The organism is Paraburkholderia sp. CI2, from assembly GCF_014201055.1.
Classification (GTDB): Bacteria; Pseudomonadota; Gammaproteobacteria; order Burkholderiales; family Burkholderiaceae; genus Paraburkholderia; species Paraburkholderia tuberum.
In genome coordinates this window covers 259,761-275,308 of sequence record NZ_JACHDL010000008.1, presented here as the reverse complement: position 1 = coordinate 275,308, position 15,548 = coordinate 259,761, and the positions used below count along the sequence as shown (strand labels likewise).

The following is a 15,548-nucleotide window of genomic DNA, read 5'->3' as shown; positions in this document are numbered from 1 at the left end:
AAGAATATCTGTGCCCCGCAGCGTTTGGCCTGCCCGACAATGGCCGGGTATTCGTTCCGCATCCATGACTCGACCAGTTCAGGGTCGCGTTGGTAAGCACGCGCAAGCGGCCGCTGGGGTGAAAGCCCGAGCTTGCGCAGCAGTCGACCGACAGACACCTCGGAGAGCCTGACGTTGAAATGATCGCGAATCAACTCCCGCACCATGTCTCGCGTCCACAATGCAAACTCAAACTTCATCTGCATTGGGTTCTTCGTTGTGACCGTCTGATAGACGAAGCGGATAGCCTCGGACGGCAGCTTCATCGGTCGACCAGGGATTGCCTTGGCTCGTAACGCCTCGATGCCCCCTTCGCGCCAGGCCGCCAACCACTCGTAAATACGCGCTCTTGAGAATCCCAGCGTGCGGATCACGTCCTCCGGCGACTCGCCAGCTTCGACACGCTTGACCGCCCGAATGCGGATCTCTTCCAGCGTTGCATGTGAAAGCTGCCGGCCGTCGTCCTCTCGCATCTCGCCTCTCCCTAAACCCCTTAAAGCTTAGACCATGGCGTCGATTTATGTTCGCTTACTTACGCACTGGTTAGTAACTGCTGCAACGCAGACGTCGCGCGCCGATACGGTACGTGCCGTCCGCCAGACGGTTCGCTTCCTTTAGCTGGTTCTAGCCGACCATCAGCTACTGGCAGTGACCACACCACAGAAGGCGCAACCCCGCCACAACACCGAGGAGTTCGCTTTTGATCTTGCGCGAGCCGCGCTTCGGAACGACGTGCTGCAACTCCTCAAACGTTTCTGCCGGGATCAGCGTCGCGTCACCGCAATAACCGCCCAGCAGAAAGGGTTGGCCTCTGGCAGTGACCACCTTGTCGCCCATGAGCGCGCGGTTGGAAACGAGACGGCTCACGCGGTTCGTCGGGAAACGTCCGCCGAACTCGTATCCTTGATCGCGCATGACTCGCGTAAGTGCCATCGCTCCATAACCTTCGCGGTAAAGCTCGATCATGCGGCGCGTAGCACTGGCCTTGTCCGGCACCAGCTCTGAGCGCTTCTCGCCGTAATTGAACGTCACCCAGTCGGATCGGTGTTCGGCCCACCGATCAGCCCCTTCATGGTGTCAAGGCGCACACCGCTTTGCCATTGCATGGACTTCGCGACATAGGTATTCTGTATCAGGCTGCTCTTGCGTTTGCTTTCGTTATGCGCGCGCGACATATCGATGACCACCTCCAGCAGCGCGAAGTCGTTCTGCGCGATGATTTTGGGCGTCCACTCCTTGCCATTCGTTGAGGTGACGACCGCCACGCCAGCATTAATAAACTCGCTCAGTTGCGCGAAGGCCTGCATCGGAGTCTGCCGCGAGAAGCGGTCCCACGCTTCGACGATAAGTGTCGAGCCGGGACGCACGCTGCTGTTCCTGATCTTGTCCATGAAGCGACCGAGCGCGCCGTTCGAAAGGTGGGTCGCCTTTGAAGGCGCTCCGACCTTTGTCGAACATCTTGAGTGTGGTATCGAGAGGAAGGTATGACACGAGGCCCACTTGGCGGCATAGTCATCTTGCCGCTGCTTGCTGGTGCCTGCTGCCTGACGTACCGAACTAAACCGTATATACGAAAAGACGGGGCTGCTATAGACGATGGGTTCGTCCTTCCGGCTTGCCCGTTTTGTGCGCGAGGTAGCCACGCGCACCTCCTGCTTTCTTGATGACGAAAAGATGAATTATACGATGGGACATCATGCTTGCTTGCAGCGTAGATAGAACTGTTGAGGAAACCTACCTGCACACCTATGAAAGACAGATTGACAATGGCACCGTGACCTTGGCGCTTCATCATGATGAGTTCGTGCTTCAACCCGATCAGCACACCGAGCACGTTGGTATCGAACACACTTCGGTACGTCTCGATGTCGAAAGTATCCACCGATGAGAACTCTCTTTCTATCCCTGCGTTATTCACCGCAACGTCGAGTCGGCGCGAAGCGCGCGTCGATCGTCTCGAAGGGCGAATGCTCTCCACTGCCGAGCGGGTGTCGGATTTGACGTAGAGAGCGTCGGCGGCCCGGTTGCCTCCAAGCAAAGGTTGAACGGCACCACAGCTGAGGGATTTTGACATCAAACCGGCGAGCGACTCACCACGTATCTGGAGGTGCCGCAAAGAATGCGGCAAATGTCCGGAATGGTCTCGCCTGCCGACATTGATGTTTGCGACCGCCAGCGGCTGCTTGGGGTCGGGAGTGTGAGTTCGCGATGCCGGAAAATGTCGCCCGGCTGCTCGGTGCCGCCACCGTCGGCAATCCGTCTCACTGCCGACGTAGAACCCCGTCCTCTCCAACGTCGGCAAAGGCCGATGGGACAGCTCGCGCGGTATGCGGCTCTGTCCAGCTCTGGCGGCGAATGAGAGGTCTGTGGCGCCAGTGTTTATGTTGGTGACTGAGGCAATCCCTACGGGGCAGCCTCGTTGATGGCACGTTCGAGATGACCGGCAGCGTCCAGCACCGCGTCGAATGCGGGGACGTCGCCGAAGACCATTCCGGCCATTGCGGCATAATCCCGGGCGAGCGCCTCGCGCATAGACTCGCTCGGAGCCAAGGTAAAAGCGCCCGGCCGCGCCATCTCAAGTCCCAGATCAGTGCTGCCAAAAAAGAGCCTCGCGTGCCGGGCACAGTCCGCGGCAAGTTCGCGATCCGCAAGCCACCCGGCTTCCGTAGCGATCTGCATGAGGTGATGCAAATCATAGTAGTGGCGCGAGACCCGCTGACCGCTGTGCCGAAGTTCGGCACGGCGGTCGTGCCATTGCCTCAGTCCGTGAACGATCATGACCTTGTCCCAGAAGGTGCGTCTTGCCTCGACGGTGGTGATGTTCGGCACAGCCAGATCCAGCTCTGGCAAATCCTGATCAACGTATGGCGCGACGCTTGCAACGACGTGCGGGTCGAGCGCCGACTTGGCTCCAGATTCGATTTTTACGGCCGAGCGGACGTAATCTCCTGCTGCAGGCGTGACAGCGGGATACCAGAAAAGGAGACTCTGGTGATCCTGATCATCCGGATCCAACTCCAGCCGGAAGCGCCCGTCGCCAATCGCAGCAAGTGCGCACTGACTGAGCTGACCCGACAAGGGGCCAGCGATATATGCCTGGCAGGCTTCCCGGATCGCGTTGAGTCGCCCTCGACGCTTCTTTCCGCTCAACGCGTCAAGTTCGCCCGCATCCGCATGCTGACCAAGATCATCGCGGAAAACCGTTACATCGACGTCTTCCGAAAATCGCGTAATCAGACCAAATGCCTTCGATAGAGAAGTGCCGCCCTTGAACAGCAGCCTCGGGCCGCCGACGGGGAGCCCATTAAACAATGCATCCAATGTCCAGCAGACCCAGAAGTCCTTCTCGACATTCTGCACCGCCGTCCCCAACCGGGTGGCAGCACGCAGGAAAAGGTCACGCCGATCGGCGTCAGAGGCAGCTATAACTTCCTGGTAGGCGTCGTTCAACCCTTCACTCCCGCGTGTTAGCAGATTGCCCCGGCGTCGGTGCAGACTTCTGTTTCGTCGAAGATCCCTGTACAGGCGCCTGCGCGTCCGGGGGATCACAACGGAGCAGTTCCCGCACGACACCCTGCATCCAGACGGGCATCATTCCCAGTCCACTTATTAGGTCCTCGCGAATAGCGTCTCCGCTTACCGGGTCAGCCAGAACACACCTCAACCGGTCGAGTATGCGGCCACGGTCGGAGGCCAGCATGTCCTTTAGCCAGTGCAGGGCCTGCACCACGCGCATAGCCGGCCGCCCCGCCCAATAGAGCCGGCTCGGGGCCGTCTGCTTGAACTGGATGTTCAGGTTCCCAAGCTGGACTCCCCGGCGCCGGGCATCCGTATGGACTATCACTCGAGCGGGCACAGCATCGGTCAGACCCAGGTCGTTCGCTGCGGTCATGCCATCGACCAGTACGCGCAATTGATCACGTCGGGCGATCGCGGCCACTACGGCACGATAGTCCGGCGTAGTGGGACTTTTCGTCAGCCGGTTCAGCGTCGGTCGATCATAGAGTCCCCGTTCAATTCGACGCAACTCTCCTGCCGCGACCATACGCTGCAAGACCTTGTCGACTGCGTCGCGACTGCCCATATCTGCGAAGTCGGACGCCCCCCAAACCTGGCCAGGCGCTGCGGAATCGATTAACGCTGAGATTCTGGATTTCAGACCGGACATGAAGAATACTCCTTGTCCGATATTTGTATATTTTTTTTGGACAGTCTGCAAGCCTCTTATCCGAAAAACGACAACAAATTTCGGACATATGCCCCTGGACCACCCAGTCGATGTATCAACAGCAAAAGATTCCCTATGATGCCTCCCTCGACACCACTACGGACCTGCTCCCGCCGGGCATGCATAACGCCACACGGCCGGAATCATTTCAGTATTCTGGCACCAGTAAACACCGCAGCGGCGTGATCCAGCTATCGCTGCTACTGCTCGGCAATCTCGCCAGCGCCGGGTGACCGCCACATCGTCAAGTTCACGAGCACACGCGATCAACACCTGGCGTTCGCCGTCCACTGTAAAGCCGGCCTACGTGTCACAGTTCAGGCTCGCGGCTTTGCCGCCACAAGGTCGCGTCAAGACCGCGCACAGCGCGTTCAGCGTCCTACCATCCTTCCGCGACTCCGGCAATCTGAACGCGAGCACGACTTCGCCCAATGTGGTGGTAGACGCGAACCATGACAAAGCAATATCGCGCCGTAAAGTCCGCGTCTTGCGGTCTGGTCGTCGCGATATTGAGCAGCGGCACACGGACATGGACGAAGCCCGCTTCACCGCCCGACACGGAAACGCGTTTTACCGTCCATCAAGGCCGCAGCAAGGCGTTCTGTGGAAATCGTCGTGGTAGTCGAAAGATGGGGATCGTCTTTCTTGATCTGGACATCAAGGAACGTAAGTGGCCTCCCATGAATAGGAGCCAGGTTTCGCCCCACCCCGTAGCCACCCCGGGTACGGCGCTTTGCACAGGTTCCGAACTGTGCGTTTGAGCGAGACCTGATGTTATAGGGGGCAGTTCAATTTCGCCATTTATCTTTCGTCGTCCGCGGGGGAATCGCATTCGCGGAGTGGACCTGAGCGCTGCGACAGATTTCCCGGCGCGCCAACAGATGCAGCAACGATTCCGAACAACCATTTCAGGACGGTCGCCCATACGCTCAGGCAGCAGTCGAGGCCTGCCCCACGAACCCATTGCCGGGGAAAGCGCAAGGGAACATAGCCCACCAAAGCGTGACTCACTGCAATTCGCCGCCAGCCAGCCCCCTGCCGACCTCGCCACGGCGAAGACTCTCGTCCAGTCAGCCAGATTGCTACGTACTTTGATGTCTGCCCCTGGCTTATCCTTCACTCACGTTGAAGTACGAGGTTATTAGATTGCTGCTCTATTGCCCACGGGGTCCTACCGACGCTAATATCAAGTCGACAAATCGGGATGATCGCGACTACGCTTCGCTTATTTCGGCTTTCTTGACTCCAACGAGGAAGACAGCTGCTCGGATGCGGAACGGCAGATTGCCGGGCAAATACGGATGGTTCAATCGAAATACCAGAGATCCCTTCTTCGATAACTCGAATATGAAATGCAAGATCGTGCCCGTAGGGCGCCGTAGAGATGGAGGAACACGCTACTGGTGTTTGGCACATCACGCCAACGCTACCGCCAAGTACGGGGTCGCCGCACACATGTGCGTTGCAGCGAATGATGTTCCGATCGGCCCCGAAGAGACGCTCGACCTCGACTTCGAGAAATATCCAGGCGGCATTGCTCTGTGGGGCTCGGTCCCAGCCGTCTATGACACGACCTATCAATCCGTCGATCGCGGGATACATGTGCATGCGCGCTGCATAAAAAACGGTTTCAAGGAGATCGACAGGACTTACCGCAAGCTACGCATCCCTTTGCCGGGGGATTTGTTTTCCGATGGCTGGGTCGAAGTCGACGAGATTGACGCAATCAACTACATGGTGTCCAGCGTTTTCGGCTTCAAGACGATCTCCGTAAATTGCACCTATTGCGGGTTCCCACACTTAGACCGTGATTGGTTTTCTGTGCATACGCATCGGAGACACCAGTGCCACGGCTGTGGCCGGCAGTTTTCGGACTCGGTGTCCGGTATTGGAAATCCACTATCCGACGTTGGCCAACTTCTGGGCTCGAAGCCAAAAGCAAAAATTCGTGCTCTCAAGAGCGTGTCTTTTCGTCAGTGTGACTATCCCGGAGGAATTCAAATTTGGGGATCCAATCCCGCAATCGTCTGGACGTCTGATGAACCGGAGGAGGTTGGCATCCACATACACGCCTTCTCTTCGCATGAACAAGCGATGCCTATCGTCGACGACACCTATCTGAAAGTGACCATTGATGGCATCAAACTCAATGCCAACCAAGTGCGTACCTACATGGCTCAATCGTCCATGCCGCATCTTGACGGACGAGTTGTAGACCTCGTCTGCCCGTCGTGTGGCGAATCCCACTTCGACCACGCGGAGATGGCGTACACGCCGCATATCGACCACGAATGCCATTCATGTAAAACCCTTTTCCGGTCGCACACACAGATCAAGAAGACAATCGGCAATCCATTTGTGGCAGTCAGGCGCAAATTGGCCACCAAGGGCTTAAACCCGTTGCGCGAAGATAAGCTTGGGCTGCGCCCCGAGACAATCTAAGCGCAATCTAGAAGTCTTCCGGCTGAAGCTCTGGAAGATACCCGCCGCGTGCCTTCATAAGGCCATAGGCATCAAACGCTTCCGGGCCTGTAAGCAGACCCGCACCCACGGCATCACGCAATAGCCCTATGGAGCCAGTAAGCTGGATGCCCATATTCTTTTTCTTGATCACTCTGCGCGCTGCTCCGTCGTCACACGCCACCGAACAACCTAGAACTCGCGCAGCGAGAATGCATTCCGTTTCGCCTGGGCCAAGGCCCCACGAGCCAAGAGCATCCTCATACTCCCCCGCGTCGATCAGATCTGCATCAACCCATGCCATGTCACCTCGTTTAATAGCGATTTGGATCGCCCGTGCAACCGTCTTCGACTCCCGCCGCACCACCTCACTGACCTGAAAACCAAGGCCGGGAAGGGAGACGACTGCGGCGAAGACTTCGCCGTTAGCGAGATTAATGAGAGTGGATGCGTCGAGGATGACAATCACACATTGATGTCCGCATTGGCGACCACGAGGGCCGAAACTGGGACATTCAGCAACTCCGCAGCTTTGCCTATCGATAACTGTCCTGCGCGGACCTTGGCTACTGCGGACTCCATCAGGACCGGCGACGTCTCGATCAGCAGATCAGGGCGTGCCGGGATATCGATGGCGGCGGCGAACTTCTCGGGGTTCTTGTAATCGTCTCCGAGCTTCTGGTAAAAGGCGCGTGCGCCGCCAGGCTGGAGTAACTCGAGAGTTTCGAAACGTCGAGCAGCAACTTCGAAGCTGACATGAAAAAGATGGGCAATCCAGGAAATCTCAATCGCACCCAGTGGCTTCTTCGAGATTCCCAGTTGCTCTCGGACCGCCTTAAGCGCGCTTAGAACACCGTGCCGGGGCAGCACAAGGGCGGCGGCAAAAGCGTCCGCGAACTTCTCGTCAGCTCGTCGGGGCGAATTAAGTCCGCCTACCTCCTTGTCCAGGTGTGCGTAACCATCCAGGCGCGAATCATGGTGCGCTACCAGGTGTCCCAACTCGTGCGCGATGGTGAAAAGCATTCGGGCCTTGAAACCTCTTGCACCCAATACCATCAGCGCATAACCCTCAACAATCGCAGAGACTCCCTCTATGCTTGGGTCCCGCGAAAACAACGTAAAGATACCGAGTTCATTGATGACTTGAGGGAGATTCGGGAAGGGTTCAAGCTCATCGAGATTAGTGAAGGACGCTCGGAACCGCCGCGCGAAATCCTCGGCGTTTTCCAGCAACGGCGCCAATCCCTTGAACAAGTCCAACCACGCCAGATTTGAGGGCAACCCACGAGCAATCAAAAGCGCGTCTCGGACCTGTGCGGAAAGCACATCGACGTAGGACGCGACCTCGGACTCCCGCTGGTCCAAGGTCTGCCGAAATAGCATCCGGATCGGTTCGGCGGGAGCTTTGTCCATGAGACTTGAAAGCGGGATCCTCAAGGCCTTGGCGATACCGCGCATTTCCCCAAGCGACGCCCTGGCGCCACTCGCCACCTGCTCAAACCTTTCACGCGAAAGGCCAGCTTTGGCGGCGGCCTTTTCAACCGTGAGGTTTCGGCTCGCCAGGTGAGCGGGGATATTGGTCACGGCCTAGCCTCTCGTTTAATCTCTTCCAATGCGCGCCGTAGACGTTCGGCCTGAGTGTCGGAGAGCTTTCGGTTGCGACCCATAATCTGATTTACACGGGATCCCGTGCGTTCGAATAAATCGGAGAGGATATCCAACGAACGCTCGCGCCCGAGTTGCACTTCCCTTTCAGTCTCAAGTACAACAGGGTTCTTCCCGATTATATAGTTCTTGATACGGGTTTCGAAATTGGAGTGACTATCACGCGGATGCTGTACGCCCTCCGGGGTCACAATAATATTGCCGTGCTTCTGGCCAGCGTCAAACCGCAGTGCATTACTCGGAAATTGGCGCAGCGCTTCAAGTTGATCCTCAAGCTTGTCATCGATTTCCATACCGCCTATCACGTATTGCTGATAAGTCCGCCCACGGCTTCCACTCACAACGAAAATATGATCTCCTGGCTTCACCATGCGACGCAAGTCTGGACGACAGGTACCCATCGTCGGTCTGGCCGAAGTCAACATTGGATCTACAAGCGCACGGCCGGCGCCCGGATCAGAGCCAGGTGACACGAAGATGTAGCTGGACATAGACGCCCCCGCGATCGGAATGGATACCTGTTTTTTTATACAGTACTCGAGATTTAGCCAGAACTCAATCGGTAACACTATCACTTCGCTCGCTGGCGTGCTTATTGACAACATTTTCTGGGTAACATCCCTAGCGACGCGAATCAGGTCAAAGCAGCGCGACGTGGAATTTCCCGCAGGCGCTACCCTACGTCTGTGTCACGGCCGCCGCGACTTTCCGCAACGACGACACACCCATACGACGAAAACGACTGCCAGGTTGCCGTCCCCGGCGACGGCAATCATCTCACCCGGGTACACGCGGCAAGCTAACCGGCGTGGCTAGCCAGTTGCTCGGCGACCGCGCAGTGCAGGAGATCGCCCGGCTTCCTTGATCGGATGGTCTGCAAAATAGTAGGAGACCTGACGCAACTGAGAGGCGGGGCTCCGGCGACTGCGCGTAACGTATGCCCGGGACGCACTCCCGAGGTTTATCCAGAACTTTCCCGACATGCCTGCCGACAGGTTTACTCCGATCCTCGCGTAATCTCCTATGTCCAGCCACATAACGGGTTCCGTATTTCAAAAATGTGGTGAATTTTCACAAACCAAGCATTACAAATCATGAATAAAATCGAAACGTCAAATCAAACTGAACGAAATCGGATGCTGCGGTCCGCGTTCTGGGCAAAACGGTATGCCAGAAATAATCCGATCGCCTCACTGGGCTTGCTCAGCGGGATAGTGGGCGGCGGCACGCTTTTCTGGTATTACATGCTGCTTGGCCAGATGCCAGATTTCACCCTCGCGCAAACAACAGGGCTTTTCTCTGCAGCATTCCTCGCCGGGATTATCGTTATCGGTACCCTTGCGTTGACCTGCGTGGCGCCTGCCGCCTCTGCAAGATATGCACTGGACGCAATGCTTCCGGAAAACCCGACATCCTCGCATTTCTGGTTGTCTGGCGAGGCGAGAGCAGAACAGGCAGCCAAAGTGACGTCGCGAATGCGGGCTGAACTGCTGAGAGGAGACTTTGCAGTTGAACTCAGCACGCTTTCAGTACTGGCGTGGAGCGGCATCGGACTCCGATCTCTTGCAGATTTATTCTGGCCGAGTGACCCGGAACTCGTGATGGCGATTTACGCAGTGGCGGTGTCTGCCCTGCTCGCCGTGGTATTCGCAGGCGCCCATTTGCGCACCAAGCCCAGGATCGCACTTCGAATGCCCGTCGTATTCGGGCTCTGCGCCATTGCGACGTTGTTTATCCTTCATAAAGCCGGACTTGATTCAGCGACTCCGCTGCTTTCGTTCAGTCTTCCAGGAGGTACGATTCCTGACATTGCTGGACCCTCCCTAGCCGGACACTTCCTGCGTGTCCACGTTTATGTGCTCGCTCTTTCGCTTGCTGCCATGGCAACGGGGATTCTTTCATACGCCGCAATCGTGGCTGAGCGTCGCCGTATACGGCGCGATACTATTTCAGGGCCGCTGCGCCCCAAACTGCCCCCTCAATGTTCACCATACGCCTGTGGTTGACACTGATCTACGTCGCCCTCAGTTTTTCTCCGTTGATGCTCGCACTTGAATTTGCGAAGCTGAATGGACCGGCGCACGCGATCCGAACGCTGGGCACGATAGTCCTGTACCTTGCGGTCTTCAATCTTGCTTTTTTCTCAATGGCAAGCATGAAGCGTGATTTCTTCAAGACGTGTCTGATCGCCGTCGGATTCCTTGCAGTTACGGTGTTGGTACCCACGCAACGTCCAACGGTCATTCCGAAGGGTGTCGTGTTTGCACTGGGATTAGGCAATTTCCACTCCTCCGCGATTCTGCTGTCCTCCCTCCAGTGCCCCCGCCTTGCCATGTACGGAATCGAATGCGAAGCCAAAAAGGACGATGCCATCGTCGTGACAAACGTCAACGTCCTGAACAGGCTGGGATCGACAGCCACACTGGAACTCCAGATCCGGCGTCAAGGACCCGACATCGACAAGGCGCTGAACACCGCAGGACTTGCAGTTTCCGCTGACCTGCCGGATCCTCCCGCGACCCTCAGCCAGAAACCGGTTCTCCTGACCCGGGAGCAATCGGTTCGTGACTTTACAAACGGAGATCCGAAGCAGCGTATCATCGCTGCGCGGCAGTGTGACGATTCAATCGCCAGCTGGTTACAGTCGCCCTGGGAAGCCGACAAGACCCGGCTCGCGAGCCGGAGCAGGTATGTCCGCCTATGGTGCGTGACGGTCAATATACCCGCCGATCAACTGCTTGACTTCGACAAGGACGGTATCCGTTCATACAAGGATGGCTACTCCGAATTTATCGGCACGCGACCCGCTACAAAGACCTGAGCCAATTCCCACGTCAATGCCAACATAAGCGGGGGCGACACGGAAAGCCGTTCGGAACGCGAATCGGCGCAGGATGCGCGGATTGCATCGGCTCCCCCGGCAATCCGGGATCAGAACCGGGCCGCCAGCGTCATTCGCTGCGGATAAACCACGCGAAACGTGTTGCAAGGCTTAACCCGCACGCCCTGTCATGCTCCTTTTGCGGACGGCCCCCGGATCTTGCGCGTGCCGTAGAATGCAACGGACTGGAAACCATTCTATGGCACCGACTCCAAAGCCGCGCAAGTCGAGACAATCTGGCGGCAGACCACCGATGACGCGGGACATGTTACTGCCGCTCCCGGCGACGATCTCGCGTCACCGTTCACTCGAGCACCATGTGGCGCTCGCCGCGTTGCGCGCGGGAAACTGCAATATCGAACTGATCGGTCGGCTATTCAGGGCCGTGTACCTCGCCTATTTCGTTCACGAAACGTTGACTGGCCGTCGCTCCCTCGAGCCTTTCCGGATTTCCGAGGCGGTGCTGCACACTGTCGCCGCGCGCATCAAGGCCGCAGGTGACTGGTCGCTGCCTGAAGCTGACGGGCGAGCTCTTGAATGCGTTCTGTCGCTGCACGACGAACAGCTCTCGACGCTCCCCTCGCATCGGATCGCACAGGCCGATGAACGGTTGAACATTTTTCTTGTCACCGACGCGCTGTCGCCGATTGCGCCGGACGACGATCACGACACCTGAATCGCGGGGTGCCCGACGCACACGTCGGGCCATACATAGCCTGACATACAGGAAGAACCCGCACGGCGCCGCTCCTTGCACAACGACCTGGCTGGTATATCGAGCAGCTTGCCAGACCGATCCGGGACGTTCGCCGACCATTCAGAAGTCCCCATCTCTCTGCATTCACCGGGATCCGGTGGCCGATCGCCAATCGTCACGCCAGTTGCTGATAAAATCAGTCGCACAGAAAATATCCGTCGGAGCACGGCTGATCATGGAGTACCGAGTCAGTTATGAGCACAGTCTGGCAAGCGCCCCCAGTGACTTTATCGCGCGTATCACCTCGCATCTGGTCGAGGACATTCCCGCCAACGTTCCGCGCGCCCTGCTCCCCGAATTCATCGCCGACCTGATCCTGAAACGATCACCCGAGATCGGCAGGATCCGTGACCTGAGGATACTGTAGCGCTTCCCGGCCAGACGCAACTGCAGCGCAGCCCGGTTCACGCCACACGGCTGTTTCCCCTGCCATCGCCAGCGTTGACGCAGGTAACGCGCTGCACCGGTTGCAACGGAAATCCCGGCCGTGCAATCCATGTTTCTTCCCCGGGTCAACTATGCCGCCCCCCGCAACCGTATCGACGATGCCGCTGATGAACGCCCTTGATACCCTCTCATTGAAACCTGCCAGTATCCTGCGTCATCGCCGCCGGATTACTGTGCGGCGGTCGACCGTTCACGGCAAAGGGGTGTTCGCGACGTGCGCGCTTGTGGCCGGCGAACTCATCTGTGAGTACCTGGGCGAACGGATCTCGTGGGACGAGGCGGTGCGCCGCCACCCGCGTGATCCGGCACAGCCGGATCACACCTTCTACTTCGACGTCGGCAACGGTACCGTCATCGATGGGGCAATCGGCGGTAACAGTGCCAGATGGATCAACCACGCATGTCGCCCCAACTGCGAAGCCGAGGACCGCGAGGGCCGCATCTTCATTCGCACCGTGAGCCCGGTACCGGCCGGCGAAGAACTGAGCATCGACTACGCGCTCTTCGTGGAAGGACGGCACACCCGTTTGCTTCGGGAGCAGTACGCCTGCCACTGCGGCGCGCCAGACTGCCGGGGAACCATGCTGGCCAGACGGGGAAGGCGGCCATGGAAGGAGCATATTCCAGCACCTGTCCGTAGCGTGGTCGAGGACAGTGTGCGTGCGGACGTGGCAGCACAGGCCGCAGTCCACGTTCGAACGACTATCGCGGACACACTGATCGACGCATAGCGGGAAGCCTCCGATGCTGCCCGGTCGTGAAGCGGTGGAATTCATCAGGATATCGTGCCGGGCGCGATCCGCCCGCGCAACCGCCGGGCAACACCGGGGAGAACACCGGCACCTCCAGCATGAGCATGGTCGACACCGCCGGTCCCTTCCGCCTTCCTGCCTGGGCGCTGGTCAGGAAAACCCGTCTCGCACACGGCCTGCGCTTCGCACAGCCCTCCCGACAGCTCACACCCGTGCGGGCAGATGCGTCTGGTTTCCGATCTGCCGGACCTCGAGCCCCAGGGCGTCATCAGAATCTGCCGGAACGCCAAGGATCTGCGCCAGCGTGCGAACCCGGTTGATCGCTAGACGCCTCATCCGTGATGCATAGGTCAGCCTCACGTGAGCAGTCAGCGAGGGATCTCCCGCCTGCTCACTTCACTGTTCAGGCCACCACTTCGCAGACACCCCAGCGCGTCTCGATGATTGCACCCACCCGCGCGGCCTGCGCGCCCACCGATCGCGCGCGAAATGTCACGGTGGCGCCCTGCGCATGCGCGAAGGGTCCAATCGCGACCACCACGAGTTCGTGGTCCCGGAAGCTGATGTGCGACCCGGCGAACGCGCTGGTCCGTGAACGCCCGGGTACGCGGTCATGTGGCTTCGAGGCAGCATCGCGGTCGTTCATGCTCAAACCCGCGAGCAGTTCAACATCGGCTGGCAAAGGCATCGGTCATAACGGTCTGTTCTCCAGTCCGGCATTCTAGCAACGATGTGGGCGATCCCGGCTCTGCCGCCAGGTACCGGTGCGAGCACAGGCTGTCCGTCGCACATACCTTGAAGGCCTCGCCGCACCTGGCACGTCCAGCCTGACGTCGCCACAGCCGCCATGGCGTTGTCCTCAACGGCCAGTGCCAGTGGTTCGGTGCAGCAGGCTGTGTCATGACAGTCCTGAAACCCTCTCAGGGCGCCCCCACGCTGCGCTGCGGGCGGGCTTTCGTGCTTCGCACCGGGCCGCCGGCGGCGTCCCGGCCCTCCCGGGCTTCAATCCCTGGCGCAAAACCGCAACCTCCGACACCTAACACCCGCACCTGTACCCCCCAGTCAGGTGAAGGCCGCAGGCGGCCTCCACGATCGCGCTCGCCGCGCGGCGGCTCATCCCGGTCAAACCCGGCGCTTCGCAGGGGCCTGCCCCTGAGTTCCCGCCCGACACCCGCGACCGTAGCCCATGGCCGCCCGGTGTCAAGGGGCGAGGGACCGTGTTGCCCGCACCCCTCCCTCGCCTTTTTTCCTTGACACCGGGCGACCATCGGCTCCCTGAGTCGCACGGGCGCGAACTCAGGGGACTGGCGGCAGCACTGCCAACCCCGGGTTCCACCGGGACGAGCCCAACCCCTACGAGGCGGGCGGAATCTTGGGGCCCGGTCAGCGCAACACCCCTCAACCATTTTTGCTGTGGAGAGTGTCATGCAACTCGCTTCCTCCTTCCGTTACGGTTCCCCGATGCTCCGCTCCGACTCGCCGCTGTCGGACGATCAGATCCGCCGTGTTGCCCCTTCGATCTTCGCGGACGGCAAGCACGAAAGCCGCTCCGAACGCTACACCTATATTCCCACCATCGACGTGCTGCGCGGCCTGCGCAACGAAGGCTTCCAGCCATTCATGGTCTGCCAGACCCGCGTACGCGATCAGGATAAGCGCGAATTCACAAAGCATCTGATCCGCATGCGCCCCGCAAGCGACATTACCGGCGAGGACGTCAACGAAATCATCCTCCTCAATTCGCACGACGGCTCCAGCGGGTTCCAGTTACTCGGTGGCGTCTATCGCTTCGTCTGCCAGAACGGCATGGTTGCGGGTGAAACCGTCGGTGAGGTCCGCGTCCCCCACAGGGGCAACATCGTGCAGAACGTCATTAACGGCGCGTTTGACGTGCTCGACGGCTTTGACCTGATCCGCGAACAGAAAGACGGCATGAAGGCCCTCACGCTCGAGCGCGACGAGCAGCACGCGTTTGCGCGCTCCGCGCTCGCGCTGCGCTACGAACCGACCGACGCCGAAGCGCCCGCACCTGTCACCGACAGCCAACTGCTCGCCCCGCGCCGCTTCGAGGATCGGCGCGACGATCTCTGGACGGTATTTCAAAGGGTCCAGGAAAACCTCACCAAGGGCGGGCTGCATGGACGCTCGCGCAGCGGACGCTCCATGTCCACCCGTCCCATCACCGGCATTGACCAGAACGTGAAGCTCAACCGCGCGCTGTGGATGCTCGCTGAAGCAATGCGCCAGATGAAGGCGTAAGCACCGCAGGGGCGGCCTCCCTACGCTGTCCCTTCCATTCGATCAGGACTCCTCTCCGGG

General features: G+C 59.0%; 17 protein-coding genes and 1 pseudogene. 8 read left to right on the top strand and 10 right to left on the bottom strand.

The genetic code is table 11. From position 1 onward, the window contains the following. From HDG32_RS14550 to HDG32_RS14525, 6 genes and pseudogenes are all read right to left on the bottom strand, one after another. Positions 1 to 512: IS630 family transposase (locus HDG32_RS14550; RefSeq protein WP_184068033.1), on the bottom strand; the 512-nt coding region annotated here is incomplete at its 3' end. 166 nt (positions 513 to 678) lie between these two features. After that, the gene (locus tag HDG32_RS14545; RefSeq protein ID WP_184068030.1) at positions 679 to 1,071 is read right to left on the bottom strand and encodes a recombinase family protein; all 393 of its coding nucleotides are present in this window, start codon (positions 1,069 to 1,071) and stop codon (positions 679 to 681) included. After that, positions 1,068 to 1,682 carry a recombinase family protein gene (locus tag HDG32_RS14540; protein ID WP_184068026.1) on the bottom strand — a complete coding sequence of 205 codons (615 nt, stop codon included), beginning with the start codon at positions 1,680 to 1,682 and terminating at the stop codon, positions 1,068 to 1,070. The genes HDG32_RS14545 and HDG32_RS14540 overlap by 4 nt, the downstream gene beginning before the upstream one ends. 26 nt (positions 1,683 to 1,708) lie before the next feature. Further along, a pseudogene (locus HDG32_RS37245) lies at positions 1,709 to 2,113 on the bottom strand (SDR family NAD(P)-dependent oxidoreductase); the annotation flags it as partial. Positions 2,114 to 2,442: 329 nt separating this feature from the next. Next, complete coding sequence (locus HDG32_RS14530; RefSeq protein ID WP_184068024.1) at positions 2,443 to 3,489, bottom strand: nucleotidyl transferase AbiEii/AbiGii toxin family protein; 1,047 nt, start codon at positions 3,487 to 3,489, stop codon at positions 2,443 to 2,445. 4 nt (positions 3,490 to 3,493) lie between these two features. Next, complete coding sequence (locus HDG32_RS14525) at positions 3,494 to 4,207, bottom strand: AbiEi antitoxin N-terminal domain-containing protein (protein ID WP_221307733.1); 714 nt, start codon at positions 4,205 to 4,207, stop codon at positions 3,494 to 3,496. A 110-nt stretch (positions 4,208 to 4,317) separates the two neighbouring features. Here HDG32_RS14525 and HDG32_RS14520 point away from each other — a divergent pair, with 110 nt between their 5' ends. Together HDG32_RS14520 and HDG32_RS14515 are read left to right on the top strand one after the other, a co-directional pair. Then, entirely contained in the window at positions 4,318 to 4,500 is a 183-nt protein-coding gene (locus tag HDG32_RS14520; protein ID WP_184068021.1) for a hypothetical protein, read from the top strand. Positions 4,501 to 5,551: 1,051 nt separating this feature from the next. Beyond that, entirely contained in the window at positions 5,552 to 6,709 is a 1,158-nt protein-coding gene (locus HDG32_RS14515; protein WP_260336456.1) for a hypothetical protein, read from the top strand. A 7-nt stretch (positions 6,710 to 6,716) separates the two neighbouring features. On the opposite strand, the gene HDG32_RS14510 is transcribed toward HDG32_RS14515, so the two are convergent. The 3 genes from HDG32_RS14510 to HDG32_RS14500 are packed head-to-tail and all read right to left on the bottom strand — an operon-like array spanning position 6,717 to position 8,883. Beyond that, positions 6,717 to 7,196 (bottom strand): hypothetical protein, encoded by a 480-nt coding sequence (locus tag HDG32_RS14510; protein ID WP_184068019.1) that lies wholly within the window; start codon positions 7,194 to 7,196, stop codon positions 6,717 to 6,719. Then, positions 7,193 to 8,311, bottom strand: a complete 1,119-nt coding sequence (locus tag HDG32_RS37025; protein WP_184068016.1) for an ImmA/IrrE family metallo-endopeptidase — start codon at positions 8,309 to 8,311, stop codon at positions 7,193 to 7,195. The genes HDG32_RS14510 and HDG32_RS37025 overlap by 4 nt, the downstream gene beginning before the upstream one ends. Next, positions 8,308 to 8,883 (bottom strand): hypothetical protein, encoded by a 576-nt coding sequence (locus tag HDG32_RS14500; protein WP_184068013.1) that lies wholly within the window; start codon positions 8,881 to 8,883, stop codon positions 8,308 to 8,310. The genes HDG32_RS37025 and HDG32_RS14500 overlap by 4 nt, the downstream gene beginning before the upstream one ends. A 603-nt stretch (positions 8,884 to 9,486) precedes the next feature. Between HDG32_RS14500 and HDG32_RS14495 the strand changes: the two genes are divergently transcribed. The 5 genes from HDG32_RS14495 to HDG32_RS14475 all read left to right on the top strand — a co-directional run bounded on the left by HDG32_RS14495 (position 9,487) and on the right by HDG32_RS14475 (position 13,208). Beyond that, complete coding sequence (locus tag HDG32_RS14495; RefSeq protein ID WP_184068010.1) at positions 9,487 to 10,398, top strand: hypothetical protein; 912 nt, start codon at positions 9,487 to 9,489, stop codon at positions 10,396 to 10,398. Then, entirely contained in the window at positions 10,374 to 11,213 is an 840-nt protein-coding gene (locus tag HDG32_RS14490) for a hypothetical protein (RefSeq protein WP_184068007.1), read from the top strand. The genes HDG32_RS14495 and HDG32_RS14490 overlap by 25 nt, the downstream gene beginning before the upstream one ends. A 313-nt stretch (positions 11,214 to 11,526) precedes the next feature. Next, positions 11,527 to 11,949 (top strand): hypothetical protein, encoded by a 423-nt coding sequence (locus HDG32_RS14485; protein ID WP_184068004.1) that lies wholly within the window; start codon positions 11,527 to 11,529, stop codon positions 11,947 to 11,949. A gap of 256 nt (positions 11,950 to 12,205) precedes the next feature. Continuing rightward, on the top strand, positions 12,206 to 12,397 hold the full coding sequence (locus HDG32_RS14480) for a hypothetical protein (protein ID WP_184068001.1): 192 nt from the start codon (positions 12,206 to 12,208) through the stop codon (positions 12,395 to 12,397). 187 nt (positions 12,398 to 12,584) lie between these two features. Further along, entirely contained in the window at positions 12,585 to 13,208 is a 624-nt protein-coding gene (locus HDG32_RS14475) for an SET domain-containing protein (protein ID WP_184067998.1), read from the top strand. Between the two features lie 424 nt (positions 13,209 to 13,632). On the opposite strand, the gene HDG32_RS14470 is transcribed toward HDG32_RS14475, so the two are convergent. Then, a complete protein-coding gene (locus tag HDG32_RS14470) occupies positions 13,633 to 13,875 on the bottom strand; it encodes a hypothetical protein (protein ID WP_184067995.1) in 243 nt (80 codons plus the stop codon). A gap of 779 nt (positions 13,876 to 14,654) precedes the next feature. On the opposite strand from HDG32_RS14470, the gene HDG32_RS14465 reads away from it, so the two are divergent. Beyond that, entirely contained in the window at positions 14,655 to 15,488 is an 834-nt protein-coding gene (locus tag HDG32_RS14465; protein WP_184067992.1) for a DUF932 domain-containing protein, read from the top strand. Positions 15,489 to 15,548: the final 60 nt, after the last annotated feature.